The 25,140-nt window shown below is 63.9% G+C and carries 19 protein-coding genes; 10 read left to right on the top strand and 9 right to left on the bottom strand.

The genetic code is table 11. From position 1 onward, the window contains the following. The first annotated feature begins 98 nt into the window (after window positions 1-98). The 3 genes from M0D67_RS16865 to M0D67_RS16875 all read left to right on the top strand — a co-directional run bounded on the left by M0D67_RS16865 (window position 99) and on the right by M0D67_RS16875 (window position 5,162). Window positions 99-1,865 carry a VRR-NUC domain-containing protein gene (locus M0D67_RS16865; protein WP_266239219.1) on the top strand — a complete coding sequence of 589 codons (1,767 nt, stop codon included), beginning with the start codon at window positions 99-101 and terminating at the stop codon, window positions 1,863-1,865. Continuing rightward, on the top strand, window positions 1,862-4,138 hold the full coding sequence (locus M0D67_RS16870) for an ATP-dependent DNA helicase (protein WP_266239220.1): 2,277 nt from the start codon (window positions 1,862-1,864) through the stop codon (window positions 4,136-4,138). Before M0D67_RS16865 ends, M0D67_RS16870 begins: the two co-directional genes overlap by 4 nt. A gap of 172 nt (window positions 4,139-4,310) precedes the next feature. Beyond that, window positions 4,311-5,162 (top strand): alpha/beta fold hydrolase, encoded by an 852-nt coding sequence (locus tag M0D67_RS16875; protein ID WP_266239221.1) that lies wholly within the window; start codon window positions 4,311-4,313, stop codon window positions 5,160-5,162. On the opposite strand, the gene M0D67_RS16880 is transcribed toward M0D67_RS16875, so the two are convergent. The 4 genes from M0D67_RS16880 to M0D67_RS16895 all read right to left on the bottom strand — a co-directional run bounded on the left by M0D67_RS16880 (window position 5,101) and on the right by M0D67_RS16895 (window position 12,002). Continuing rightward, a complete protein-coding gene (locus M0D67_RS16880) occupies window positions 5,101-7,773 on the bottom strand; it encodes a mechanosensitive ion channel family protein (RefSeq protein WP_266239222.1) in 2,673 nt (890 codons plus the stop codon). The two genes, M0D67_RS16875 and M0D67_RS16880, sit on opposite strands and share 62 nt — an antisense overlap. Window positions 7,774-8,130: 357 nt before the next feature. Continuing rightward, complete coding sequence (locus M0D67_RS16885; RefSeq protein WP_266239223.1) at window positions 8,131-8,481, bottom strand: NIPSNAP family protein; 351 nt, start codon at window positions 8,479-8,481, stop codon at window positions 8,131-8,133. A 189-nt stretch (window positions 8,482-8,670) separates the two neighbouring features. Further along, window positions 8,671-10,347 (bottom strand): MFS transporter, encoded by a 1,677-nt coding sequence (locus M0D67_RS16890; protein WP_171927892.1) that lies wholly within the window; start codon window positions 10,345-10,347, stop codon window positions 8,671-8,673. 218 nt (window positions 10,348-10,565) lie between these two features. Beyond that, window positions 10,566-12,002, bottom strand: a complete 1,437-nt coding sequence (locus M0D67_RS16895) for a sigma-54 dependent transcriptional regulator (RefSeq protein ID WP_171927891.1) — start codon at window positions 12,000-12,002, stop codon at window positions 10,566-10,568. 1,248 nt (window positions 12,003-13,250) lie between these two features. On the opposite strand from M0D67_RS16895, the gene M0D67_RS16900 reads away from it, so the two are divergent. The 4 genes from M0D67_RS16900 (at window position 13,251) to M0D67_RS16915 (ending at window position 17,259) form a co-directional block, all read left to right on the top strand. Then, entirely contained in the window at window positions 13,251-13,538 is a 288-nt protein-coding gene (locus tag M0D67_RS16900) for a hypothetical protein (protein ID WP_154561831.1), read from the top strand. Window positions 13,539-13,600: 62 nt separating this feature from the next. Further along, window positions 13,601-14,803 carry an AAA family ATPase gene (locus M0D67_RS16905; RefSeq protein ID WP_266239224.1) on the top strand — a complete coding sequence of 401 codons (1,203 nt, stop codon included), beginning with the start codon at window positions 13,601-13,603 and terminating at the stop codon, window positions 14,801-14,803. Window positions 14,804-15,091: 288 nt separating this feature from the next. Beyond that, window positions 15,092-15,703: an isoprenylcysteine carboxylmethyltransferase family protein gene (locus tag M0D67_RS16910; protein ID WP_266239314.1), complete on the top strand. Its 612-nt coding sequence runs from the start codon at window positions 15,092-15,094 to the stop codon at window positions 15,701-15,703. Window positions 15,704-15,816: 113 nt separating this feature from the next. Further along, entirely contained in the window at window positions 15,817-17,259 is a 1,443-nt protein-coding gene (locus M0D67_RS16915) for a nicotinate phosphoribosyltransferase (protein WP_154561837.1), read from the top strand. 72 nt (window positions 17,260-17,331) lie between these two features. On the opposite strand, the gene M0D67_RS16920 is transcribed toward M0D67_RS16915, so the two are convergent. After that, window positions 17,332-19,170 (bottom strand): ATP-binding cassette domain-containing protein, encoded by a 1,839-nt coding sequence (locus M0D67_RS16920; RefSeq protein WP_266239315.1) that lies wholly within the window; start codon window positions 19,168-19,170, stop codon window positions 17,332-17,334. 28 nt (window positions 19,171-19,198) lie between these two features. Next, a complete protein-coding gene (locus M0D67_RS16925) occupies window positions 19,199-20,074 on the bottom strand; it encodes an extracellular solute-binding protein (RefSeq protein WP_266239225.1) in 876 nt (291 codons plus the stop codon). Window positions 20,075-20,316: 242 nt separating this feature from the next. On the opposite strand from M0D67_RS16925, the gene M0D67_RS16930 reads away from it, so the two are divergent. Genes M0D67_RS16930 through M0D67_RS16940 form a run of 3 tightly spaced genes read left to right on the top strand, consistent with a single transcriptional unit; the run spans window position 20,317 to window position 21,952 of the window. Continuing rightward, window positions 20,317-20,805 (top strand): molybdopterin-dependent oxidoreductase, encoded by a 489-nt coding sequence (locus tag M0D67_RS16930; RefSeq protein WP_266239226.1) that lies wholly within the window; start codon window positions 20,317-20,319, stop codon window positions 20,803-20,805. Between the two features lie 54 nt (window positions 20,806-20,859). After that, window positions 20,860-21,501 (top strand): nitrogen fixation protein NifQ, encoded by a 642-nt coding sequence (locus M0D67_RS16935; protein ID WP_266239227.1) that lies wholly within the window; start codon window positions 20,860-20,862, stop codon window positions 21,499-21,501. 52 nt (window positions 21,502-21,553) lie between these two features. After that, window positions 21,554-21,952 (top strand): winged helix-turn-helix domain-containing protein, encoded by a 399-nt coding sequence (locus M0D67_RS16940; protein WP_233464923.1) that lies wholly within the window; start codon window positions 21,554-21,556, stop codon window positions 21,950-21,952. A gap of 19 nt (window positions 21,953-21,971) precedes the next feature. Here the strand turns inward: M0D67_RS16940 and M0D67_RS16945 are convergent, their stop codons facing one another. From M0D67_RS16945 to M0D67_RS16955, 3 genes are all read right to left on the bottom strand, one after another. Beyond that, a complete protein-coding gene (locus M0D67_RS16945; RefSeq protein WP_266239228.1) occupies window positions 21,972-23,324 on the bottom strand; it encodes a DUF2325 domain-containing protein in 1,353 nt (450 codons plus the stop codon). A 140-nt stretch (window positions 23,325-23,464) separates the two neighbouring features. Continuing rightward, the gene (locus M0D67_RS16950) at window positions 23,465-24,127 is read right to left on the bottom strand and encodes a hypothetical protein (protein ID WP_266239229.1); all 663 of its coding nucleotides are present in this window, start codon (window positions 24,125-24,127) and stop codon (window positions 23,465-23,467) included. A 133-nt stretch (window positions 24,128-24,260) separates the two neighbouring features. Next, window positions 24,261-25,136, bottom strand: a complete 876-nt coding sequence (locus M0D67_RS16955) for a LysR family transcriptional regulator (RefSeq protein ID WP_266239230.1) — start codon at window positions 25,134-25,136, stop codon at window positions 24,261-24,263. Between the last annotated feature and the right edge of the window lie 4 nt (window positions 25,137-25,140).

Raw genomic sequence — 25,140 nt, forward strand, 5'->3', positions numbered from 1 at the left:
ACCGCAAGGAATCTAGCTCCCTTGCCGCATTGTCAGCCGTCTCTCCCACGGATTTTGATATCATCACTGTATAAACATACAGGTTTCATGAAAACCCCGTGGCGACAGATGCTCCGTCAGACCTCCGTTCTGATGTCCCCTATTACCTGCTGAACTTCGAGCGTGCGCTGGCGTGGCTCGCCGAGCGTTACGACGATCTGCTGGACGCGCACGAACACGGCTTCCTGCGCGATTTCGCCGCCTTGCCGCAGCCCTCGCGCGCGTTGCTGGTTCGCATGCTGATGCGCAAGGGCACGTTGTTCCGCTCCAGCCGTCTTTCTTACGACGAGATCGGTTGTCCTTTGCAGGCGGTTGCGCCCCTGGCAGTGCTCGGTTGGGTCGACACTGAACCGGGCCTGACGCTCGACGATCTGTTCGCGCTCACCACGCGCCCCGAGTTGCTGCTGATCTTTGCGGACGCCATCGCGTTGATTCCTGGCGCGAAAGGCTTGCGCAAACCCGATCTGCTGGAAACGCTGCGGCCGTTTTACGAAGGCGAAGGCGAGGGCGAATGTGACGGACGAGGCACCGCCGCGCATCCGTTGTCCGCATGGCACGGCCAGACCACCGACCGCGTCTTCCACGTCGCCATCGCGCCCCTTTGCGAGCGTCTGCGCCTGATGTTCTTCGGCAATTTGCAGCAGGACTGGTCGGAGTTCGTGCTTGCCGATCTCGGCGTGTTCCAGTACGAGAAGGTTGCATTCGCGCCGTCGTCGCGCGCATTCCAGCAACGCGCGGACGTCGACGTCTATCTTGCGTTACATGGGTGCCGTGAAGCGTTGGAATGGCTCCCCACGGGTGACGCGGAGTCAGAGGCGATTGACGAACTCGTCGCCGCAATTGCCGCCATCGAAACCTCGAATCCCTGGCTCGAAACGCGTCGCGCGAAACTGCTGTTTCGTATCGGCCAGCATTGCGAGCGTCAGCAGAACTGGGCCGCCGCGCTCGCGGTCTATGAGCGTTGCGCATGGCCCGGCGCGCGCCATCGGCGCTTGCGTGTGCTGGAACGCAGCGAGCGATTCGACGAAGCCTTCGCCCTCGCTTCGCAAGCCGCGGCCAAACCTGAAAGCGAAGAGGAGGCGCAGCGCGTCGAGCGCATGTTGCCGCGTTTGCAGCGCAAGCGCGGAGAGCGGGTGCCGCGTGTGCCCGCCGCCCGGCCGGTCGAGCGCCGCACACTGGTGCTGCCGAGGCCAGACGCGCCACAAGCGGTCGAATACGTCGCGCGCGATCATTTGACTTGCGACGCGGCGCCGGTTCATTACGTCGAAAACGCGCTGATTAACTCGCTGTTCGGCTTGCTGTGCTGGGAGCCGGTGTTCGCGGCGCTGCCCGGCGCGTTTTTTCATCCGTTCCAGCGCGGACCGGCCGATCTGCATGCGCCGGATTTTCATGCGCGCCGCGCGGAACAATTCGCCGCGTGTCTTGCGCAACTCGACAGCAATGCCTATCGCGAGACGATTCTGCGGCATCTGCAAAGCAAGGCGGGTCTGCAATCGCCGTTCGTATTCTGGGGCTTGCTGACGCCGGAACTGGTCGAGTTGGCGCTCGACTGCCTGCCTGCCGCGCATCTGAAACTATGGTTCGAGCGTCTGCTGCGTGACATCCGCGGCAACCGCTCGGGCCTGCCGGACCTGATTCGGTTCTGGCCGGCCGAGCGCCGCTATGAGTTGATCGAAGTGAAAGGCCCCGGCGACCGCTTGCAGGACAACCAGATCCGCTGGCTCGCGTACTGCGCGCAGCACGGCATGCCGGTGCGCGTGCTCGACGTGCGATGGGCCGATGAAGAGATCGTCGCGTCGGAAGTCGTGACGGAGATCACCCCATGACCTACGTGGTCGCCGTCCGGGCGATGTGCGAATTCACCGCGCGGCGCGGCGATCTGGATCTGCGCTTCACACCCGCGCCTACCTCGCTGGAAGGCATGGCCGGCCATGTGACGGTCGCCGGGCGGCGCACGAGTGGCTATGAGGCCGAAGTCACGCTGACCGGCACGCATCGCGGTTTGACCGTGCGTGGCCGCGCCGACGGTTACGACCCGGTGTCGAACCGGCTGGAAGAGATCAAGACCCATCGTGGCGCGCTCGAACGGATGCCCGCCAATCACCGCACCCTGCATTGGGCGCAGGCGCTGGTGTACGGTCATCTGTTGTGCCAGGCCCTCGGGCTCGCCGGATTGACGGTCGCGCTGGTGTATTTCGATGTCGGCAGTCAGAAGGAAACCTTGCTGACCGAAACGCACACGGCGCGTGAGCTGGAGATTTTCTTCGTCGAGCAATGCGAGCGCTTTCTCGATTGGGCTGTGCAGGAAGAGGCCCATCGCGCCGCGCGCAATGCCGCGCTCGGTGCGTTGCAGTTTCCGCATGGCCAGTTCCGCAGTGGTCAGCGCGAGCTTGCGGTGTCGGTGTATCGCGCGGCGCGTGACGGCAAGCCCTTGATGGCGCAGGCGCCGACCGGCATCGGCAAAACACTGGCGACGATTTTTCCGCTGCTCAAGGCGTGTGCGTCGGATCAGATCGACCGCGTGTTCTTCCTGACCGCGAAGACGCCGGGCCGCGCGCTTGCCCTCGATGCGATCGAAACGCTCCATCGAAGCGCCGAGTTGACTTCTGGGCGCTTGCCGCTGAGAACCCTGGAATTGGTCGCACGCGACAAGGCCTGCGAGCATCCCGACAAGGCTTGCAACGGCGAGTCCTGTCCGCTTGCACGCGGCTTCTACGACCGGCTCGACGCGGCCCGCAGCGCGGCGTTGGCCGGCCCGCGGCTCGACCGGGTGTCGGTGCGCGAAGCGGCGCTCCAGCACGACGTCTGCCCGTACTATCTCGCGCAGGAACTGGCGCGCTGGTCCGACGTGGTGGTCGGCGACTACAACTACTACTACGACAGCAGCGCGATGTTGTACGCGCTCACGCAGATCAATCAGTGGCGCGTCGGCGTGCTGGTCGACGAGGCGCACAACCTGCTCGAGCGGGCACGGCGCATGTACAGCGCGTCGCTCGATCAGGCGGCGTTCCGGCTCGCCCGCAAAACCGCGCCTGCGACATTGAAGAAGCCGCTTGAGCGGCTTCAGCGCGAGTGGAACGCCGTCAAGCGCGCCCAGACCGACGCGTATCAGGTCTACCCCGACGTCCCCGGTAAACTGCTTTCGGCCGCACAGAATCTGATCGGCGCGGTGACGGATCAACTCGCCGAAGCGCCGCTTTCGATCGACGAAGCATCGCTGCGATTTTTCTTCGACGCCATGCACTTCGTCGCGCTGGCGGAGCAATTCGGCGAGCATTCGATTTTCGACATCACGCTCACCGCGGATCGCTACGCGCCGCGCGACAAAAGCAGCAGCACGCTGTGCGTGCGCAACGTGATCCCGGCGCCGTTTCTTGCGGGGCGTTACGCGGCCGCGCGCACCACAGTGATGTTTTCAGGCACGCTCAATCCGCATCATTTCTATCGCGACACGCTGGGTCTGCCGGAGCAGACGAACTGGCTGGACGTTGAAGGACCGTTCCGCGCCGAGCAGTTGCAGGTGCGGGTGGCCGGCAACGTATCCACGCGCTGGCGGGATCGCGAACGCTCGCTCGTACCCATCGTCGATCTGATCGCAAAGCAGTACGCCGCGCAGCCGGGCAATTATCTCGGGTTCCTGAGCAGCTTCGAGTATCTGCAACAGGTGATGGGGTTGATGCGCTCGCGTCATCCCGAACTGCCGGTATGGGCACAGGAACAGGGCATGGACGAGGCGGCGCGCGACGCGTTCCTTGCGCGCTTTCGCACCATGAACCAGGGCGTCGGCTTCGCGGTGCTAGGGGGCGCGTTCTCCGAGGGTATCGATCTGGTCGGGCAGCAACTGATTGGCGCCTTCATCGCGACGCTCGGCCTGCCGCAGATGAACGACGTCAACGAGCAGATGCGCCGCACGATGGAGGCGAAGTTCGGCAACGGCTACGACTACATGTATCTGTATCCGGGCTTGCAGAAGGTCGTGCAGGCCGCTGGCCGCGTGATTCGCACGGAGCAGGATCAGGGTGTGGTGCATCTGATCGATGACCGGTATCGGCGGGCGGAAGTGCGGCGCTTGTTGCCGCGCTGGTGGCAGGTGCAATAAGCCAATGCAATAAGCCGCTGCAATAAGCCGCTGCAATAAGCCGCTGCAATAAGCGCCTCGTCGGTGGCTTGCAAGCCCATCTCTTTACCTCTCAGGTAATCGACCTGCCTACATCCGCCAGGCAAAGTGGCAGCACGGCACGACGATTCCGACCCAAGGTAAGGATGCTTCCATGAACGCGACCGCACCGTATCTCACCGACGATCCCAATACGATCCGCACCGCCGATCACACGCGCCTTTTCTATCGCGATTGGGGGCAAGGCGCGCCGCTCGTGTTCCTGTCCGGCTGGGCCTTGAATTCCGACATGTGGTCCTATCAGATGGAACCGCTGTCGCGCCTCGGCTGCCGCTGCATCGCGTATGACCGCCGCGGCCACGGCCGTTCGAGCGATCCCGGGCGTGGCTACGACTTCGACACGCTCGCCGACGATCTCGACAGCGTGCTCAGCACACTCGATCTGACCAACGTGACACTGGTCGCACATTCGATCGCGAGCGGCGAAGTGGTGCGTTATCTGACGCGGCACGGTTCGGAACGCGTGGCCCGGATTGCGTTCATCGCGCCCGCGGCGACGCCATATCTGCTGAAAACCGAAGACAACCCCAACGGGATCGACGCCGCATTGTTCGAGCAGGGCCGCCTCGCGCTGAGCCGTTCCTTCCCCGACTGGATCGAGGCGAATGCCGCACCGTACTTCGGCCCAGGTGTGTCGCGCGCGCCGCTGGACTGGACGATCCGCATGATGCTGCAGACCTCGCATCAGGCCATGCTCGAACTCGCCCGTATCCAGACCATCACCGATTTCCGCGCGGAGCTGGCCCGCATCCGGGTGCCGTCGCTGGTCGTGCAAGGTGACCGGGACGCCTCTGCTCCGCTCGAGCTCACCGGACGGCCGACCGCGGCGCTGATCCAAGGCGCTTCACTGAACGTCTATGAAGGCGCCGGCCACGGCCTGTACTTCACTCATGCGGAGAAGTTGAACCAGGATTTGCTGGCGTTCCTGGGCCACCGGCCGGCTTAGGGTCGACCGGCACTTGATCTTCAACCGGTGCGTCGGCCTTGCCGGCCGCCGCTTTCAGCGAGGTGCCGGCAGGCGCCGTTGAAGGCGGTTTGCCTTTCGCTGCAGCGTTGGGACCGTCATCCGCTGCGCCGTTCGATTCGACTTGGGCCGGTACGCTCTCAGGGTCCCACGTCAGCAGATGCCGCTGCGGGTTCGCGATCTCGATGCTGCGCGCGCTGAACTGGTCGAGAATGCGCCGGTTGAATTCGCGCTGCACGCCCCAGCGCGCGGTGTCGCGACATTGGATCTGGCCGGCCAGCGTGACCGCTGAACCATCCACGCCATCCACGCCCCAGAAGCTGAAGTCGGACAGGATGCCGTCCTTGAACTTCTCGTCTTCGCGCAACGCGGCGCCGATTTCCTTCAGCGTGGCGATCGCCAGATCGACGTCCTCGCCGAACACGATATTCACTTTCACCGCAGCATTGCCGAGTCCGCGATTGGTGTTGTTCACCGTCGTGACCGAACTGAACGGCACGGTGAAGAGCGAACCGTCGCTACCGCGCAAGCGTACGGTGCGGATCGACAGATATTCAACCGTACCGGATACGCCCGCGAGCGTGACCCAGTCGCCGACCTGCATGGCGTTTTCCATCAGCAGGAACATGCCGGTGATGAAATCCTGCACCAGCTTTTGCGAGCCGAAGCCGAGCGCCACGCCGAAAATACTCGCGCCGGCCAGCAGCGGCCCGATGTTCACACCGAGTTCGCTCAGGCCAGTGAGTACCACCACCAGCGCGATCACGCAAAAGAGCGCGCTGCGCAGCATCGGCAGCAGGGTACGCAGACGTGCGGCGCGCACGAGGTCTCCGCTGGTGGTCCAGCGGTCCAGCCGCCGTTCGATCGACACGTTGGCGCCTTCCCATACCACCAGCGCGATCACCGCGGCGACCCCGATCGTGACCAGCGCCGAAGCCAGCCGATGGCCGATCGAACCGGCCCGGAACAGCTCGCCCACGTCGACGCCCCAAACCTGCAGCAGCGCCAGCGCGGTGACGATGCCGATGATCCACGCGACGACCCGCCGCACCAGCGGGTAATAGCGGTAGGCATGCTGTTGCACGAGCGACTTCTCCGCGTCGCCCTGTACGTTGAATAGCCGCGCCATGGCGCCAAAAATCACGATCGCGACGACCCGCGCGCCCACCAGAATCGCCAGCGTAATGCCGCCGAGATGCAGCAGGGTGCGATAGCCGTTCTGCACGTCGAGCGCCCAGACGAACCACAGCGCCATCACCACGAAGGCCGCGAACCCTGCCCACGCATCGGCGAGCGCGTTGCCGAACATTTGCAGCGATTCGCTCGCGGCAAAGCGCCTGCGGATCAATTCGCCGACCGGCTTCCTGCATTTCAAAATCAGAATCGAGATCATGATGTGGCCGGCGAGCGCGACCACTTTCATGAGCGCGAGATGCGCCGCGTCGTTCAGGCCGAGCGACTGTGCGATCTCCGCGATCGCCGAACCGGCGCCGACCACGGCGACGATCCGTACAATCCAGCGCTGCACGAAAACGGCCCACGCATCGCTCATGCGCAACAGGCGCAGGCGCGGCGCGCTCGGCTGCAGGAAGAAGCCGCTGACTATCACAATCAGGCGGCACAGCACGTAGATGTCGATCAGCGAATCGAGCGCGCGGTCTTGCGGCGTGCCGTCCTCGGTGAAGATCGACATCAGCGCGCTCGCTGCGCCGACGAACACCGCCAGCGGCAACAGGCGCAGCACCATCGTCAGGAGCGCGCGCGGCAGGCGCTGCAGCAGCGTCAGGTGATGCACGGCCTTCTGCTCGCCTTTGGCCTCGGTGGCTTTGCCGGTGGTGCCAGTGGCGGGCGTAGGCGTCGTAATGGGCGCGCCGGGTTTCGCCGCCTGTGCCGTTGCATCGGGCGATGCCGGGGAAACTGGCAGCGGCGGCGCGGCATTCGGCGCATCGGCCGGTTGCGGCTGGACGTCGACTGGCAGGTCGGCTTGCGATGCACCGTCTTCATCGCCACGTTCGCGGCGCGCGGCGAGGGCCGTGTACGCGCGGCGCAACAGGCGGCGCGCGAGCCATTCAAGCGCGAGCGCGGGCAGCAGTGCCGCGAGCAGCGACCATGCGACCTGGCCGAGCACGCCGCGCGCTTGCGGGTTGGTCGATTGCCAATGCCACCAGGCACGCACCGAAGCGGCGTCGAGCAGCGCGGCGACGGAACTGCGCAATGACTTGCCGAGGTGCACGGCCCAATGCGCGCCCTGACGCGCCAGTTGCGAGGCGAGGCCATTGGACTGGAAGGCGGCTGGGACGAGCGCGCTGGCGCTGCTGGCCGCAGCGGGTGCCGACGCAGCCGCGGCCGCAGAGGCAGGTGGTGCGCTGAGTGCGCCCGCTGCGGCGATCGCCTGTAGCGTGTCGCTGACTTGCGCGCGGCGTGTCGGGTCATTGAGGACGCTGAGGGCCTGGCGGGCCTGCTCGGGCGTCAGGGTGGGCGCGGCGCCGGATGCCGCTGATGCGGAGGTGGCGGGTTGCGCCGCGGCGGCAAAGGCCGGCGAGGCGCTCAGGAGGAGAAAAATGACAAGCCAGGCGTGGAGTTTTTTGCGCATAGGGTGTAAGGCGGGGTACCAGGTGCGGACGGCGATGCCGGGACGCGTGGGTCGATGCGGCGGCGTGACCTTGGACCGACACGCGTTGAGTCGTACAAGTTCCATCCGCGGCGGCTATCGGTGTTCACGCGGAGGTTCGGCCAGTTGGTCCGAATTGTAACGTCAGGTAGCAGAAAGCTTGCCTGGCAGGGGCGCCGTCCACGGCGTAGCGCGCAAGATCGCGCGGCTTGAGGCGGCAGGCGCCGTGTGACAGGCGGCCATGCGCGGACGCAGCCACGCGCGGCGCTGCGTCGGCAAAAGGGCTGGCGCGAAAGCGCACTGGCTCCGCACCATAGGGGCGCTCAGGCCCGGCAATGCCTATTCCGTTGCTTCCACCGAGTCCGTTGCCGCCACGCCGAGCGTGCCTTCAACCGCCTCGGTGAAGGTGCGCTCCTCGCGCAGAATGAAGCGCTTCGTCTGCGCAAACAGGAAATTTTCCCGTGCTTCGGCGTCGGAGCGCAGCCGCGCCCGATACGTTTCGTACGCGGCGAGGCTGTCGAACGCGATCAATCCCCAGGCGACGTCGTTGGTCCCTTCGTGGGGCAGAAAGTAGCCGATCAGATGGCCGCCGCAGCGCGGAATAATGCGGCCCCAGTTGCGAGCGTAGTCGTTGAAGGCATCGCGTTGGAATGCGTCGATCTGATAGCGGATGAAGCAGGTAATTGTCATGTGCAAGCTCCCGATCGGGTGCGGTTGTTAGAAGCAGGTGAGTATCAGTATGGAGACTGCTCGACTGCGACGTTTCACTGCTGTCTGAACTGTCGTTGAGCGGCGCGCGCGGCATTTAATGGCCGCGTTCAATGGCGGTATGAAAGCCCGCGCAGATCGCAAGCGGCGCCGTGTCTCGAGGCTCACTCCTTAGCCTCGCGCGGCTGTTTTTCCGCTAGCCTCGTGGATCGTCAACACCGCGAGCGCCGCGCCGGCCAGTGCGCACATCGCCGATACCAGCGCTACCGCCCGCAAGGCAACCCCGAGTGCCTCGGCTTGCGCGCGCGCTACTTCGGCTCGTGTCGTCGCGTCCGTTGCGCCCGGCGGCGCCGAACTCGCATTCATCGTGCCTTGCGTCAACCGTGCCGTCTCACGCGCCGCTTGCGGCACGTTCGACGCATCGAGCCGCGCGTCGAGCGCCGCATCGTGCGACCACACGAACACGATCCCGAGCACTGCGATCGCTAGCAGACTCGCCACCCTGGCGACGGCGTTATTGATGCCCGAGGCGACACCCGTGCGGGCGGCGGAGACGGATGTCATCACTGTCGTCGTCAACGGTGCGACGGTAATCGTCATGCCGAGCCCGAGCACGACGAGCGCCGGAAAGAAGCCGCGCCAATATTCGCCGCGGACCCAGGGCAGCGCGAGCATCGCAAAGCCGACCGCCGCGATCACCGGCCCGATGCCCAGCAGGGCCCGTGCGCCGTATCGGCTCGTCAGGCCACCGGTGAAGCGCGACAACAGGCCGATCGTGACCGGCACCGGCAGCAGAGCGGCGCCTGCCTCGGTCGCGCTATAGCCATACGCGCGGATCAACGTGAACGGCAGGAAGAACAGCGCGCCGCCCAGCCCGAAGTAAAGCAGCAGCGTGACGAGATTCGCACCGACGAAGTCACGCGAACGGAACACGTCGAGCGGCATCATCGGATTGCGGGTCTTCGCTTCGAGCACGACGAAACCGGACAGCACCAGGAGGCCGCCGAGGATCGACGCCAGCACCCAGCGGTCGCCGAAGCCGCGCGCCGAGGCGATGGTCAGGCCGTAGGTCAACGCGGCGAGCCCTGCGGCGGCTGTGGCGGCGCCCGGCCAGTCGAGCCTGGGCAGCGCTAGTCCTTTGGACGCAGGGTCCAGGTGCGATGGGTCTTTTTCCTGCCGGCTGTCCGGCACGGCGACGACCGCCAGCGCGATGGTTGCGCACGCAATCGGTACGTTCAGAAAGAAAATCGCCCGCCACGAAAACGCATCGACGAGCCAGCCGCCCGCCACCGGCCCGACCGCCGACGTGATCGCGCCCACGCCGGCCCAGGTGCCGATCGCCTTGCCGCGCTCCTTGTCGTCGAATACCGCGCCGATGATGGCGAGACTGCTCGGCACCAGCAGCGCCGCGCCGATGCCTTGCGCGGCGCGCGCCGCGATCAGGGCGCCGACGCCAGGCGCCAGGCCGCAGCCGATCGAGGCCAGCGTGAACAAGCCGATTCCCGCGATGAACACAGTGCGCCGGCCGAGCTTGTCGCCCAGTGAGCCGCCCACCAGCACCAGCGCACCGAGAAACAGCAGATACGCGTTGACGACCCACTGGATCGCCGCGACGCTCGCGCCCAGTTCGGTCTGGATCGACGGCAGCGCGACGTTGACCACGGAGCCGTCGATGAACGCCATGCTCGAACCGAGGATGGTCGCGGCGAGTGCGAGCTTTTTGCGCCGGCACGGGTGATCGAAGCTGAGGGGCTGAGTGTGGATGGCGAGCGCGTCGCACGGGCTCGCCTGGGCGGGGAGCGTGGAGGAAGGGCGGCGCACGAGCGCCGGGGCGTGCTGATCGGCCAAGTCCACTCCAGGGTGGATGAACGGCTTTCAGCATAGCAACGCCAAGGGAGAACCGATAGGCGGTTACGACGCAAGGCCGGCCGAGCCGCGCCAGGCGGCGCGGTCGCGGCAATATTTGCCGGGGTTTGCCCGTTCAGGCGGTCTTAGGTCAAACCAGCGAGGTCAAACCAGCGAGGTCAAACCAGCGAGGTCAAACCAGCGAGGCCAAACCAGCGAGGTCAAACCAGCGAAGGCGCCTGCCGCTCTGCCTCGTCGTCGGCATCCGCACCGCCGTCGGCGTGCGACGCGCGTCCGGCCGCCGGGTCCTGATGCAGCCGGCTCGCGTGCATCAGGCGATACAGCGTGGCCCGCGAAATGCCGAGTTCGGCCGCGGCCTCGGACAATTTGTAGCCGTGCCGCTGCAACGCGTGCTCGATGGCGTCCTTTTCGGCCTTGCTGCGGATCTCCGCCAGCGTCACGGCCGGTCCGTTGTCGGATTCCGGCAGGCCGAGGTCGCTTGCCGTGATAAAGCGGCCCTCGCTCATCACCACGGCCCGGCGCACGCAGTTGATCAGCTCGCGTACATTGCCCGGCCACGGATAGTTCGACATGGCGACGATCGCGTCGCTCGACAGCCCGCGCAATTTACGCGCGCCGTCCTGCCGGTACATGCTGAGCGCATAGTTGGCGAGCAGCTTGATGTCGCCGCCGCGCTCGCGCAAGGGCGGCTCGACGAGCCGCAGCACGCACAGGCGGTGATACAGGTCGGCGCGGAAGCGGCCGTCTTCGACGGCTTTGTCCAGATCGACGTGGGTCGCCGAAATCACCCGTGCGTCGACGTTGATTTGCCCATTGCCGCCCAGCCGTTCGATGGTGCCTTCCTGCAGGAAGCGCAGCAGCACCGCCTGGCATTCGTGCGGCATGTCGCCGATTTCATCCAGAAAAAGGGTGCCTTCATTGGCGCTTTCGATCCGGCCGATCTTGCGTTGCAAGGCGCCGGTAAAGGCGCCGCGCTCGTGGCCGAACAATTCGGCTTGCAGCAGGCTCGGCGGAATGGCCGCGCAATTGATCGCGACGAACGCCCGGCCGGCGCGCGGCGAGCGCTCATGAATCGCACGGGCGGTCAGTTCCTTGCCGGTGCCCGATTCGCCGGCGACGAACACTGGCGCGTCGGTCACGCCGCATTTGTCGATGCGCCGGTACAACTGCTGCATTGCCTCGCATTGCCCAACCATGCCGTGCCGGCCGAGCGAAGGCTCGGGGGCGGTCGGCGGATGCCGCAGGCTCGACAGCCCGTGCGCGTGGCCGAGCGCGAATACCAGCCGCTCGTTCAGCCAGGGCCGGGTCACGAAATCGAAGCAATAATCGAGGATGAAGCGGCTGACCAGTTCGTCGTCCGACTGGCCCGGCGCGATCTGCGCGACCCAATTGGTTTCGACGCGGCGCATGCAGGAGGCGAGAGCGGACAAATGCTGGGACGTGCAGTCACCGGGCAATTCGACGAGGCCGACCTTGATGTTGTCGCGCTCGATCATGCGTTCGGCGATTGCCGTGCTTTTGGCGTGCACCGCTTGCCAGCCGGATACGGCCAGGAAGCTGGCCAGATCCCGATCGGGCGAGTTCGCCACGTATAGAACGGTGCGTTCGGTGTCGGCAGGCGTGCAAGTCGTGTTCATGTGACCCCCGGGTTGTTGCGGCTCTCAGAACTGCTCTTCGACGAACTGGACAGACCGGCAATGACAATTTCACGGTAGCGGCAATGGCGGGGGCATGCGGCGGCGTGAGCCGCTGCACTTCGGACAGCTAGCAGAACAGCGTTCAACGCTGAAACCGCCCGACTATTTCATCCCCGAATCACAAAAGCCGTGTTTCGCCTTGTGGTCTGACAGAGGCGCTCTACGTGGCGCATGGCTTAACGATAAGCGAAAGCGCTTTCGAGCGCCATACAAACAAATCTGGATTCAGAAACGTTTTTCCCGCTTTGATGTGCGTGCTTGCCGTTCAAAAATGGTGGGGCAACCGCGACTATGTGCGGAATCCCACATAGCGATTGCAAATCGCATGGCGGTCATGCGTGCCACGGATGCCGCGCCGTCGAATCACCGTGTCTCAAGCTTGCGACACATTGGGCAGCGGCTGCCAAGGCTGCTTCGTGGCCCGAAGCATCGGCATATTTGACCGGGCTACGCCGCAAAGCGCGGCCGGACGTGGTCCGAAGAAGCGAGCGTCCGGTCCTGCAAACAGGGAGATCCTTCCGCACTGCGTTAGCGGGTGAACCCCTCGCGTGTCGAATCCGAATCAAGTGTGACGAAAGGCCGGGTCCGGCGAGACGCGTTGCAGCGAAAATCACGGTGCGACAAGGGATTGAAGGTGCATGGCACAGCCATTGCAATAGGAGCCTCACAAGGAAATGCGTTGCCGCCTGGTTTCTGAGGCTCGGGGAAGCAGCAGCCGGAGCCCGGCGGCAAACATAGTCTTCGTGAGCACGGCCGGGGAAGCCGATGTGTCTTGCGAGGGTGCGGCGGGGCCACTGAAAAACGGATGTCAAAAAAAACGGGGTGAATGATCGATACGGGGTATCGGCCATTCGTCACCGGACAACGTGAAGCACTGACCTCGCCACTTTTTCCGTCATATTGGACGGACTCGAAGTCGACGGCCGAAATGGATGGCCGAAGTCGACCGCAAGAATGACAGGCACCGCGCTCGGGCAATTTGCGGGCACGCGACGTACAAAACAGGGAAGGGGCAGCGCACGGTAAGGACCGGCCGGCGCGAAGAAGCGGGGAGGAACGGCCTGAGTCTCCATAGAGGGGCGCACGCTACGAGGTGAACCGGGCGCCGTGCCCGCGCACTAGCGCGGGCACGGCTTACCTGGATACGGCCTTGAATGGCCCATCAAGCGGAATCAAGCGGGGGGTGTCATGAAAACGATCAGCAAGCCGGTTGCATTGCGGCTGGACCAGCACACCACGGCGCACGGCGCCGGTTTCTCCTACCAACTTCACTTTGCGCGGCAGCGACCCTTGTTCGCCGCGCCGTCGGCCGACCTGCTCACGCTGGTGATCGCCGAGGCGATGAAACGCAAGGCTCAGGCCGAGATCCAACGCGACGTATTGCGCGAGGCGATCTACGAGATCCCGGTTTCGACCGAACGAGGCCACGATCGGGCTCTGGATATCTACCAATCCGATCCCGACGACTACACCTGAATGTCGACTGTTATCGATGCGGCCTTGCCTACGGGAAGGCCTTAGTCCGGCGGAGACCCGACATGATCGACATCTTCCTGATTTCGTCCAGCGCCGAGCGCATGCCGCATATCGTCGCGCGCCTCGAAGAAAGCGGCTTGGAGTATCGCCTGCGCACCGCTTACTGCACGGCGCGGCAACTGCGCACGCACGCCCGCGCAATCAGGAGCGCCGACCTGCTGATCGTCGACGACGTCGATCTGAGCGCGCACGAGCTGGACGGCGTCGAGGAGGCGCTGGCCTGCTCGCCTGCTTTGCATTGCATTCTGGTTACGCAGGCGCCGTCCGCTGCTTTGCTGACCGCGGCGATGCGCGTCGGCGTGCGGCATGTGCTGTCATGGCCGTTGGATGCATACAAGATCGCCACCGTGCTCACGCATATCGCCGCGAAAAAAAGTGCGGGCGTGCGCCGTGCCGGGCGGGTCGTCTCGTTCGCATCGTGCAAGGGCGGCAGCGGCACCACGCTGATCGCTGTAAATCTCGCGTGGTCGCTCGCCGCACTGCGCGACAGGCGCGTGTTGCTGATCGATCTCAGCCAGCAATTCGCCGACGCCAGCCTGCTCATGGCCAACAAACCGCCACCCGCGACGCTCTTCGATCTGTGCTCGCGGATCGACCAGCTCGACGCCGCTTTGCTGGACGCCTGCGTGATGCACGTCCACGCGAACCTCGACGTGCTGGCGGGGGCCGGCGACCCGCTGAAGGCCGCCGAACTGCGGCCCGAGCAACTGAAGCAGATTCTCACGCTGGCGCGCGAGCGGTACGACGCGGTGCTGATCGACATCGGCCAAAGCCTCAATTCGGTGACGATCCATGCACTCGATCACAGCGATGCAATCTGCATGGTGGTGCGGCAAAACCTGCTTTACCTGCACGGCGGCCGCCGGATGCTCGATATTTTCAAGGAATTGGGCTATCCGCCCGGCAAGGTGCGGGTTGTGGTGAATCAATACGACAAGAACGCGTGCATCAACCTGCCGACGCTCGAACGGACGCTCGGCGCGAAGGTCGCGCACCAGCTTCCGCGTGACGAAAAGCAGGTCGACGAGGCGCTCAACCGCAGTGTGCCGCTCGTCACTTCCGCCCACGACAGCGCGCTGGCGCAAGGCATCCGCCTGCTCTCCGATATGCTGTGGCCGCCCATCGCCGAGCCCCGCAAAGGGATGCTCGGCCGCCTGTTCGCTGCGCGGCCGACCGTGCCGCCGCAACTGAAGCCGGGGCACTGAGCCAATCCGATCACCGCGACTCGCTCGCCGGAATTGAATTCGGGCGAGCGTGGCATGATATGGACATTCGGCTGGTGTGGCTGCTACGCTGCGACACTGACGGACCGGAAGCCTTTATGCAGCGGGCTTGAAAAATAATTCGCATATCGAAATGAGTATGCCATGACAAAGACCACATCCTCACGGGAATTCGATAGTGCGGGCCGTCTGCAGGATGCCGAGAACGGCGATCCGGCGGGAGCAGTACCTCGCGTAGACGATCTGGACGACGTGACGCCGGCTGGCGGCATGCGCGAAGCGTTGACCGAAATCCTCGCACGCGCTGCCGCGGCGCTCATGTTGAGCATCTTCACTTACGCGGCGGTCAAGCAATGGCTCGCGGCGCCCACACGGATCACCTTGCTGCTGCTCGTGGTAAGTGCGTTCATGACCTTGGGGTTGTCGCTATTCGCGCGGGTGCCCATCCACCGTGACTGGACGCCTTTCGCTTTCATCTGCTCGGTGGGCGGCACGTTCTATTTTCTTGCTGTGCGGCTTTCGCCCGGCACTCAACTTATTCCAGAGACGGCCGGCGCGTCGTTGCAATTGCTGGGGATTTTCTGGCAATTGTTCGCGAAGGTCTCGTTGCGCAGGTCGTTCGGCATTTTGCCCGCCAATCGCGGGGTTGTTTCCCGCGGGGCTTACCGGTTCGTGCGTCATCCCATGTACCTGGGGTATTTCGTGACGGACATTGGTTTTTTGCTGGCGAACTTCGGGATTCAGAACGTGATCGTCTACGGATGCCAGTTTGCGCTGCAGGTAGGACGCATTGTGCGGGAGGAGCGGCTCCTGTCCGACGACGAGCGGTATCGGACGTACAGAGGTAAGGTGCGGTTCAGGGTGATTCCGGGCGTGTTTTGACGGTGTATCGTGTAGTTATTCTTACGGTGCAAGCCGCAATGAGCGGCGATCAACGGCAAAAACCCAACCCGCCTGATTACCTTTGAGCGATCCGCACGAGCGCAACATCATCCATGCAAAACGATATAAATCCGTTCATCGACATGGCGTCGATCCTGTCCAATCCGATCCTCAACACGGATTCGTACAAGGCGTCGCACTACCTGCAATATCCGCCGGAAGCGTCGGCGATGTTTTCATACATCGAGTCGCGCGGCGGACGTTATGACCGCACGCTGTTCTTTGGCCTTCAGATGCTGATCAAGGAGTATCTGTGCCGCCCCATTACCGCCGGGATGATCGAGCAGGCGAAGGCGTTTTTCACGGCGCATGGCGAACCGTTCAACGAAGCCGGCTGGCGTTACATCGTCGAACACTACGACGGCTATCTGCCGGTGCGGATTCGCGCGGTGCCGGAAGGCTCGGTCGTGCCCACGCACAACGTTCTGGTTACGGTCGAATGCGACGATCCGCAGGTGTTCTGGCTGGCCTCGTATCTGGAAACGATGCTGATGCGCGTGTGGTATCCGATTACAGTCGCGACGCAAAGCTGGCATCTGCGCAATACGATCCGCGCGTATCTGGAGAAAAGCAGCGACGACCTCACGCAGTTGCCATTCAAACTGCACGATTTCGGCGCGCGCGGGGTGTCGAGCGCGGAGTCGGCGGCGATTGGCGGCTCGGCGCATCTTGTCAGCTTCATGGGCTCGGACACGGTGCTTGGCGTGGTTGCGGCGAACCACTACTACAACGAGCCAATGGCGGCGTTTTCGGTGCCGGCCGCGGAGCACAGCACGATCACATCATGGGGGCGCGAGCGTGAAACCGACGCATTCCGCAACATGATCGAGAAGTTCGGCAAGCCGGGGGCGATCGTTTCGGTGGTGTCCGATTCCTACGACCTGTTCGCCGCGCTCGAGGTATGGGGCACGGAGTTAAAGCAGGCGGTGCTCGATTCTGGCGGCACGCTGGTGATCCGGCCTGACTCCGGCGATCCGCTGACGATTGTCCTGCAGACCATGCGGGCGCTCGAGGCGTCGTTCGGCTCGACGGTGAACGGCAAGGGGCGGCGCGTGCTCAATCACGTGCGCGTGATTCAGGGCGATGGCGTGAATCCGGATTCGATCGAGGCGATCCTGGCGGGCATGGATGAGGCCGGCTTTGCGGCCGACAACATCGTCTTCGGCATGGGGGGCGCTTTGTTGCAGCAGATCAACCGCGATACACAGCGGTTCGCCATGAAGTGTTCGGCCATCCGGCTTGGGGACGAATGGCATGACGTACACAAGGACCCGGTCACGGATGCAGGCAAGCGGTCGATGAAAGGGCGGCTTACGTTGCTGGTGAACCGTCACACAGGCGAGTATCGGACGGTGACGTTGCCGGTGGTGTGGGATGACCGCACTGTTGAAGGGGATTGGGACGAGGCGCTCGTCACCGTTTTCGATTCTGGAAAACTGCTCGTGGATATGGCGTTTTCCGAAGTCCGGAAGAGGGCTCACGCGGGTGAGGCTTAGACGGATGTCTGTTTCCGGCAACGGCGGAGGCCGGGCCGTCATGCCGCTGCCAGAGCCAAACCAAACGACGCGTCAGCTCACAATCCAGACCGACACGCCGGAACCGTCAATATCAATCCGGCAAGGGCTGCCTTCCCGCAACCGGGCATCTTCGTTCGCGATGTCGAAGCGCACCCCCGCGATATTCAGGCGGACATACCGCTCGCCGCGACGTAACTCAACCGCATCGACCATGCCGGCATAGGGGCCACCGGACGAAATAACCACGGCGTGGGACGAGATGCGCCACATCACCCGTTGCCCGGCAGGAATAGCAAAACCGCTATCTCCGGTCGCGATCGTCAACCCATTGCCAATCTCAACTCGCCCAGGCGCGGCCATCAAACCTTCGCCGACGTTGTGCAAACCGAGCAATTCGGCAACCCGCATCGAAGCCGGCCGTTCGAACACCCCATCGATGGAACCCGCCTGCAGCACGCGCCCCTGTTCGACAACCAGAACCTCGTCGGCAAGTAAAGCCGCTTCGTCGGGATCGTGCGTGACGATGATGGTCACCGCCGCAATCTCGCGCTGCAACGCCCGCAGCGACTGTTGCAAGCGACGCCGCCGCGGCGTATCGAGTGCAGCGAACGGCTCATCGAACAGCAGCAATTCGCTATGACGCGTGAGCGCCCGCGCCAGCGCCACACGTTGCCGCTGACCGAACGACAATTGATGCGGCAAGCGCGCAACCAGTTGCGCGAGGCCGAGATGATCGCGCCAGTAACGTGCGCTGGCTGCATCGGCGTCGACGGGAAACGCGAGTTGCTGCGCCACCGTCATGTGCGGGAACAAACCGTAATCTTGCGGCATATAACCGATCTGGCGGCGCTCGGGCGGCAGCGCGCTCAAGTCAGTTGCGCCGAGCCGAACGGAACAGGATGCGTTGGATTCGAGCCCTGCAATCAGACGTAATGCCAGTGATTTGCCGGAGCCCGACGGGCCGATGATCGCAAGCCGTCGCGTGGCAGGCGTCCACGCTATGTCGAGTTCGAACGCGCCCAAGCGGCGCTGCAAATGAAAGGCTAGACGACGATCGGAAGTTTCGCCCCGGCGTGCCGTCAGATCCGTGCCGGGTTCCAGCGAGTCGTCGCCGTTTTCGGTTTGTTCAAACGAGGTTTTCTGCCGAAGGCTATAAATCGACAACGCCGCGCAGACAATCGCAATCGCGAGCGTCGGCAGCAGCAGGGGCATCATCGCCGGCAGGCCTTGGCCACCGAATACGACGTACGTGTACACCGGCAGCGAATAGGGGTGATAGGCCACCATCACCGTCGCGCCGAATTCGCCGAACGCACGCAACCACGCCAGCGCAAGTCCCGCGCGAATCGCCGGCCAGGCAACCGGCAACATTACGCGGAAGAAGCGGCTGCTTGCATGATGGCCGAGCGTCGCGGCCACGTCGTCGAGCACGGGGTCCACGGCGGTGAACGCCGATTTCGCGGCGATGATCAGGAAGGGCGCGGCCACGAAGATTTCCGCGAGCACGATGCCGGCAAACGAATCTGTTAGCGCCCCGCTGGTGAAGCGGCCGACCCAGCTATAGGGCCCAAGCAGAAACAGCAGCAGCACGCCGCTCGTGAGTGGCGGCAAGGCGAGTGGTAACTGCACGACGAAGCCGAGCAGCGCCATCTTGCGCGAGTTCGAGCGCGCCAGAAAATAGCCGAGCGGCACGCCGCCGAGCAGAATCACGAACGAGGCCACGCTGGCGCTCGCCGCCGATATGCCGACCGCCGACCACACCGCGCGCCAATCGACATGCGGCCAATCGGCCGCGCCGAGTTGCGGCACGCTCGCGATAAACGGCGCGCACAAATAGACGGCAAGCAGCGCGGCCAGCCACAGCAGGGGTCGCGCGGCGGAGCGCTTCACCGCCTGTTTCACCGCCTGTTCCACCGCTTTATTGCGCGGCGTCGATCACGGCTTGCACCGAAGGCGGCATGGCTTGCACATTGCCGGTAACGGTCGGTTTGATGACGTCCACGCCGTGTTGCTTGAGCAACGCGCGGCCTTGCGCGCTCAGCAGGAAGTCGACGAAGCTGCTCGCACCCGCATGGTTCGGTGCATCGCTGAGGATCGTCAGCGTGTAGCTCGCTTTGGCCTGCAATTCGGGCGCCGGACGGAGCGCCGGAATTTTCAGGTCGGACGTTTCGGTCGAATAGAAGAAGCCGGCATCGAGCTGGCCGGATTGCAGGCGGCCCACCAGCGTTTCTTCAGGCAAAACCTGCTCGCGATTTTCCGCGTCGCCCAGCGTCTTCTCGACAAGGTCCGTCTGATGGTACAGATCCGCGGCCTTGGTCATCATCTCGACGGTGAATGCACCTTTCGGATCGAGCTTCGGATCGGTACGGCCGATACGGATGCCCGGCTCCTGCAACACCTGATCCCAGCGCTTGTTCTTGAAGTCCGCAGCAAACTTGCTTTGCGGGTTATAGCCGATCATCAACGGCGATTCGGCGAAGTTCACGTACCACGTGACGTGGTCGCCGTTCGCCTGACCCATCAGGCTGGTGTTCACCTTCGGGCTCGCGCTGATGAACACGTCGCCGCGGCGCAGCTTGCCCTTGATCTCGTTGGCGATCTTGTTCGAGCCCGCTGCATAGCCGCGGAAGTGCTGGCCGGTGGCCTTTTCGAAGGCCGGCCCCACGCTGCGCTCCATCAGATTGACGAGCGAACCGGCGTACAGCACGTTGACCGTGTCGTCCTGCGCGAAGGCGGGCGCGACCGTCGCCAGGCCGGCGGCGACCACGAAAGAAGCAAGCAGCTTGCGAATCATGCGATTAACCCCGGTACGTTATTAAGAGCGCTATATTACGACGTCATCGCATTGCGTTGTGGGTCGCTGCGCACTCCGTGTGGTCAATAGATGTGGACGACGCCGGCGGAGTGGCCGATATGCCTGGCGATATATTGCGTATCGATACGCTTTTGCACCGAGGCGTCTATCGCAGCGTAATATACACACGGAAATAACGAGTGAACAAGCCGCTCAGGCCTCAATGCTGGAGATAACCGCGTATGGATAGTGTGAATGTGATTGCCGCGCCTGCCGTTGAAAGCGCGCTTGTCCTGAGTGGACGGTTCCAGCGGACGCTGTCTTTCGACCTCGAGCGGCTCAAGCGTTACGAAAGCGTGCTAGCCAGGCCATTCGATCTGCGTTGCTACACGACGAATCGGTTCATCCGCAGCGTTGAGCCATACCGCGGTGTGCGTCTGACGACCTTGATCTCGGAAGCGGGTTTGCCGAATGAGGTGCCGGGCGAGTTCAAGCGTACGGTGTTCGTGGCGGTGGGGCACGATGGCTACGTCGTGACATTCTCGTGGCATGAACTGTTCAACACGCCGGTCGGCGAGAACGTGCTGGTTGCTTACGGATGCGATGGCCGCGCGCTAAATGCTGAAGACGGTGCGCCGATTCTGTTTTCCGGTTCGGACATTCTGCCCGCGCCACGCCACGTCAAACGGCTCGCGCGTATCGAGGCGCATGTTTTGAAGCCTTTGGCGTAGGTGATTCGAATGACGGGCGTAATATGGTTCGATTTTCTTCATCGTGCCGCCGCCATGTCTGACGAACCGCCTTCGCCTGTTGCGGAACCTGCCGCGCCCAGCCGCGAACCGCTGTTTGTGTCGCTTGATGCGCGGGTTGCCGAGCGCACGGCGAAGTGGCTCGCCGCGGCCACGGACGCCGCGTCACCCGATACGCAATTGTTCGCCAGGCTGATTGCCGCGCGCGACGTCCGGGACGAACTCACCCTGCTTGGGTTGCCTCAGCCCGCGTGGCGCGCGCTACTGGAGCGGCACTTTGTGCACGCACCTGCGCCCGTGTTTGCATCCTTGCCTGGATTGCCACCCGTCGACACCAGCGAACACGCGACATTCGTCGAAACGCTGCATGCGCTGCTGCTCACGTATGCCAGCGCCGCCGTCGACACGAACGACGTGCGCTGCCTCGCCTCAATCATCGCTCATGCGTGCTTGCGGCCGGATCACCTGTGGCGCGACCTCGGTCTTGCGGGCCGGGAAGAAGTCACATGGATGCTGACGCGCTATTTCCCCGCGCTCGTGTTGCTGAATGTCGATAATCTGCGTTGGAAGAAATTCCTCGCCCAGCAACGTGCGCTTTCCTTAGGGCTTCAGCCCGGCCCGGCGCCCGGTTGCCCGGGCTGCGAAGACTATGGACATTGCTTTCCCGGCCACCCCTGAAGGCCATTCAGCCAGGATGGCAGCGCGAGGCGGTTCGTGTATGCTTTCGCGCATGGCTGATACCGTGAAAACCAAACCAAGCCCCCCGACAAAATCCGCGAAACCGCGCCCCGAAGTGCGCTTCAGAATGCGTATCCGCAGCGGCGACGCTGTTGCGCTCGGGCCGGGCAAAGTCGAACTGCTGGAGGCCGTGCGCGAATACGGCTCGATCTCGGCTGCGGCGCGCAGCCTCGGCATGTCGTACCGGCGTGCATGGCTGCTGATCGACGAGCTGAACCGCTCGCTGAAAACTCCGGCCACGCACTCGGAGCAGGGCGGTCAAAGCGGCGGCGGTTGTACGCTGACGCCGGTCGGCGAACGCATCATTCATCTGTACCGCGATGTCGAAGTCGAGGCTCAACGAAGCTGCGCGAAACAGATCGCTGAGTTGACCAGGCTGATTCGTTCCTGAGCACGGCCTTACTCACAGCTCAGCCGTGGCGCAGACAAAACGCCGAGGGCGGCGGATTGCCCAACTGGGCAAGATGCTCGGGACGCAGCCGGCCCACCAATTCGACAAAGCTCGCCACGCTTGCCGTGCGCAACGGGTGATAGTCGATCTGATGGCGCTCGCACACCCGTTTGAGCGTATTCATCGAATCATGATCGACGCAGTCGACCGGAAACACGACGATATCCGCGCCCGGCAACGCGGCGGCCAGCAGACCCTTGCGATCTTCCACGCCGCCGTCGTGCACCACGAAATCGCCACCGGCGGCCTCCACCAGCCGCTTGAGCGCGGCATTCGAGCCGGGGCGGCCGCCCACGTAGACAATCCGTTTGCCGCGCACGCTGTCGAGGCTGGCTTGCCGCGTCTGCGCGCCATTGCTGTTGTCCCCAGCATCCACCGTCGCGCGTTCCAGCGCGTCGCATTCGTTCTGCACCAACAGGAGCTGCGCCAACGCCTGATCGCGGCTCTTGCGTAACGCGAGTGCAGCGCCTTGTTCCTGCAGCGTGCGCTGTTCAGCGGCCTCACGGCGGCTCGTATGCAACGCCACCCGCTGATCGCTATCGGCGAGCTTGTCGCGCAGCTTCGATATCTCCGCTTCCAGATCGCAAGGATCCGCCGGCGTCTGGCGCGTGGCCGCGGCGGTGAGTTGCGCGATCTGCTCGCTGAGCGCGGCAATCGCTGCGTCGCGCTGCGTGCTGATTTCCTGCAAGCGGCTTTGCTGCCGCTCGACTTTCTCTCTCAACTCGGCGTTTTCCGCTTCGAGCGCAACCAGCCTGCGGATGTCCGCGCGATTCGCCGCGCCGACCAGATGCGACAGCATGTGCAATTCGCCGAACGCTTTCTGGCGCACATGCAGGGTCGCGCACGGATGCGTCATCAAAGCCCAGTAAGCAGGCGGGATCTCGCCGCTTTTCAGCGCTTCGTCCCAGAGCTTCAGCAGTTCGACGTCGTCGGCGGCTTTGTCGAAGCGGCGGATCGCCGCCGCATAGTGCTCGTCGAGCAACTTGTGCAGGGCTTTGGCGCCCGCGCCGCCATCGATCGCGAGTTCGACGGCCGAGTGATGAATCTCCAGATCGCTCGCGTCCCGGCGATCGAGGCCAGTGAATTTAGGCACCAGCTTGCGCAGTTCGTGCGTGCTGAGACAGGTGCCGATGATCGAGCAATGCAGTTGGCCATCGAGCTCGGCGAGGCGCGCGCGCCGTTTGGTGTTCGAGAACGACACCTTGGCGGGCGTGCAGGACGGATCGGCCACGCGCAAGCCGGTACCGGCAAGCTCGTCGCCGGACAGTTTGAGGCGCGAAGGCTGGGCGAGACGAAACGGCGGTGTGTGCATGAGGACCTCGAATCCGGATCTGGCGTCAGGCTGATTGAACGTGCTTGCTGGACATCCGCGCCATGCCGGCGCTGCTGGCGATATATTCGAAAAGATATAGCGATCGGCGAAGGAAAACGTTCATATGCGGCAATGACGAATTAGTCGTTCGGGTGGACGAGCGTCCGCTCAGCGCGTGATTTGCGCTGAGTGATCGTGGCTGAAGCGGCGGCAGAAACCGTGGCAGAAGCAGCGGCAGAAGCGGCGGCAGCACCGGTGGCGGGAGCTGCCGCGGTGGTGCGGCCGGCGGCACGACGGACGACGGTCGGCTCTGCGCCGCCGGCTGCCCGTGCATGCTGATCCAGAACATGCCCAACGCACAGGCCGATAAACGCGGTATCGAGCCGCTCGAGTTCCGCCACCACCTTGCGTAACGCGGCCAGGTCGTTGCTGAACGCATCCGAGAAGATCGCGTCGCGAAGTTGCTCGGCCGAGCGCGCTTCTTCGATCGAAGCTTTCAGATCGCGCAGACGGGCAAAACCCGCCGCCTTGGCCTGTTCGGCCAGGATCGACAGCAACTGGTTCAATGAGTGCGAGCCCGACGTGCCCACCGACGCGAAGTTCAACTGGTCGCCAGCCAGCATCAGCACGAAGCGCTGCACGCTGCCGTAAAGGCGCCGGTAAGCATCGACGACGTCGCGGATCAGTTCGGCGCGGCCACGTTCGGACGCCGACTTCACCGCGACGATGGTCGACGGAAGTTCTTTCGGGCGGCGCCCCGCCGGGTCGGACGAGGTGGGTCGCAATGTGGGTCGACTAGGCACTGCTGCTGGCTCCTGCTTGCTTGTTTCGCTTCGTCGTACGCGATCGGCGGGCGAGTTGCCGCGCTGCACAAAAGCATACCGTGATATTCGAGAGGATATAACGAAAGGTGGCGCGAGGGTAGCGCGGGCGGTTTTAGCTGCCCTGTGCGAACTCGAGAAATGCGCGCACAGCCGCCGCCCGTTCGAACTTTCGATAGGCAATGGCAATTTCCGAGGCGATAGGTTTGCCGGCGATGCCTCGGTAGACGACGCCCGGCAACGCGATGCAATCAGCGAGGGTATGCGGTACGACCGCCACATTACCGCCTAGCGATACGCAGGCCAACACCGCCGCGAGCGTGCCGGGACGTGACCCGAGCCGCGGCGAAAAACGCCCGCGCCGTGCGACTTCGAAGGTACCGGCTTCCTGTTCCGGCAGCACGAAACACTGATCGTGCAGTTGCGCGGGTTTAATGTCGGGTAAACGGGCGAGTGCGCAATTTTCCGGCAGCGCGAGGACGAACGTATCGCGGTGCACGGTGCTTGCCTGAATACCGTCGACGAGTGGCATCGGCGGGCGGACGTAGGCTGCGTCGAGCAGGCCATCGCGCAGCATCTCGGCCGCGCCGTCCATCGGCACCTCGCGAATGGAGACATCGACGCCCGGATACCTGGAGCGAAAGCCGCCGACCGCCCGTTGCAATACGCCCGCATAGGCAGCCGAAGCGACGTAGCCGACTTCGATCCTGCCCAACTCGCCGCGCTCGGCGAGAATCGCGCGCTCTTCGCCGCGCGTGAGGTGGTCAAGCGCGCTGAGCGCTTCGGCGAGGTAGGCGCTGCCGGCCGCGCTCAATGTCACCGACCGCTTGGTGCGATGAAAGAGCCGCACACCGAGCAACCGTTCCGCTTCCTGGATCAGCTTGGTTAGCGTTGGGGCGGCGATGCCTAATTCATCCGCGGCGCGGGAGAAGTGAAGATGCTTCGCGACACAAACGAATGCGTGAATATGGCGGAGTTCGAGCTTTCGCATGGTT

It is taken from the genome of Paraburkholderia sp. SECH4, assembly GCF_030511745.1.
GTDB classification, from domain to species: Bacteria; Pseudomonadota; Gammaproteobacteria; order Burkholderiales; family Burkholderiaceae; genus Paraburkholderia; species Paraburkholderia madseniana.

What these genes read in the sequence shown, in the direction of transcription:
- M0D67_RS16895 (WP_171927891.1), bottom strand. Translation starts at nt 12,002, where the DNA reads ATGAACACGACTTGCACGCCTGCCGACACCGAACGCACCGTTCTATAC.
- M0D67_RS16915 (WP_154561837.1), top strand. Translation starts at nt 15,817, where the DNA reads ATGCAAAACGATATAAATCCGTTCATCGACATGGCGTCGATCCTGTCC.
- M0D67_RS16910 (WP_266239314.1), top strand. Translation starts at nt 15,092, where the DNA reads ATGCGCGAAGCGTTGACCGAAATCCTCGCACGCGCTGCCGCGGCGCTC.
- M0D67_RS16885 (WP_266239223.1), bottom strand. Translation starts at nt 8,481, where the DNA reads ATGACAATTACCTGCTTCATCCGCTATCAGATCGACGCATTCCAACGC.
- M0D67_RS16930 (WP_266239226.1), top strand. Translation starts at nt 20,317, where the DNA reads ATGGATAGTGTGAATGTGATTGCCGCGCCTGCCGTTGAAAGCGCGCTT.
- M0D67_RS16945 (WP_266239228.1), bottom strand. Translation starts at nt 23,324, where the DNA reads ATGCACACACCGCCGTTTCGTCTCGCCCAGCCTTCGCGCCTCAAACTG.
- M0D67_RS16955 (WP_266239230.1), bottom strand. Translation starts at nt 25,136, where the DNA reads ATGCGAAAGCTCGAACTCCGCCATATTCACGCATTCGTTTGTGTCGCG.
- M0D67_RS16940 (WP_233464923.1), top strand. Translation starts at nt 21,554, where the DNA reads ATGGCTGATACCGTGAAAACCAAACCAAGCCCCCCGACAAAATCCGCG.
- M0D67_RS16935 (WP_266239227.1), top strand. Translation starts at nt 20,860, where the DNA reads ATGTCTGACGAACCGCCTTCGCCTGTTGCGGAACCTGCCGCGCCCAGC.
- M0D67_RS16870 (WP_266239220.1), top strand. Translation starts at nt 1,862, where the DNA reads ATGACCTACGTGGTCGCCGTCCGGGCGATGTGCGAATTCACCGCGCGG.
- M0D67_RS16875 (WP_266239221.1), top strand. Translation starts at nt 4,311, where the DNA reads ATGAACGCGACCGCACCGTATCTCACCGACGATCCCAATACGATCCGC.
- M0D67_RS16880 (WP_266239222.1), bottom strand. Translation starts at nt 7,773, where the DNA reads ATGCGCAAAAAACTCCACGCCTGGCTTGTCATTTTTCTCCTCCTGAGC.
- M0D67_RS16905 (WP_266239224.1), top strand. Translation starts at nt 13,601, where the DNA reads ATGATCGACATCTTCCTGATTTCGTCCAGCGCCGAGCGCATGCCGCAT.
- M0D67_RS16900 (WP_154561831.1), top strand. Translation starts at nt 13,251, where the DNA reads ATGAAAACGATCAGCAAGCCGGTTGCATTGCGGCTGGACCAGCACACC.
- M0D67_RS16925 (WP_266239225.1), bottom strand. Translation starts at nt 20,074, where the DNA reads ATGATTCGCAAGCTGCTTGCTTCTTTCGTGGTCGCCGCCGGCCTGGCG.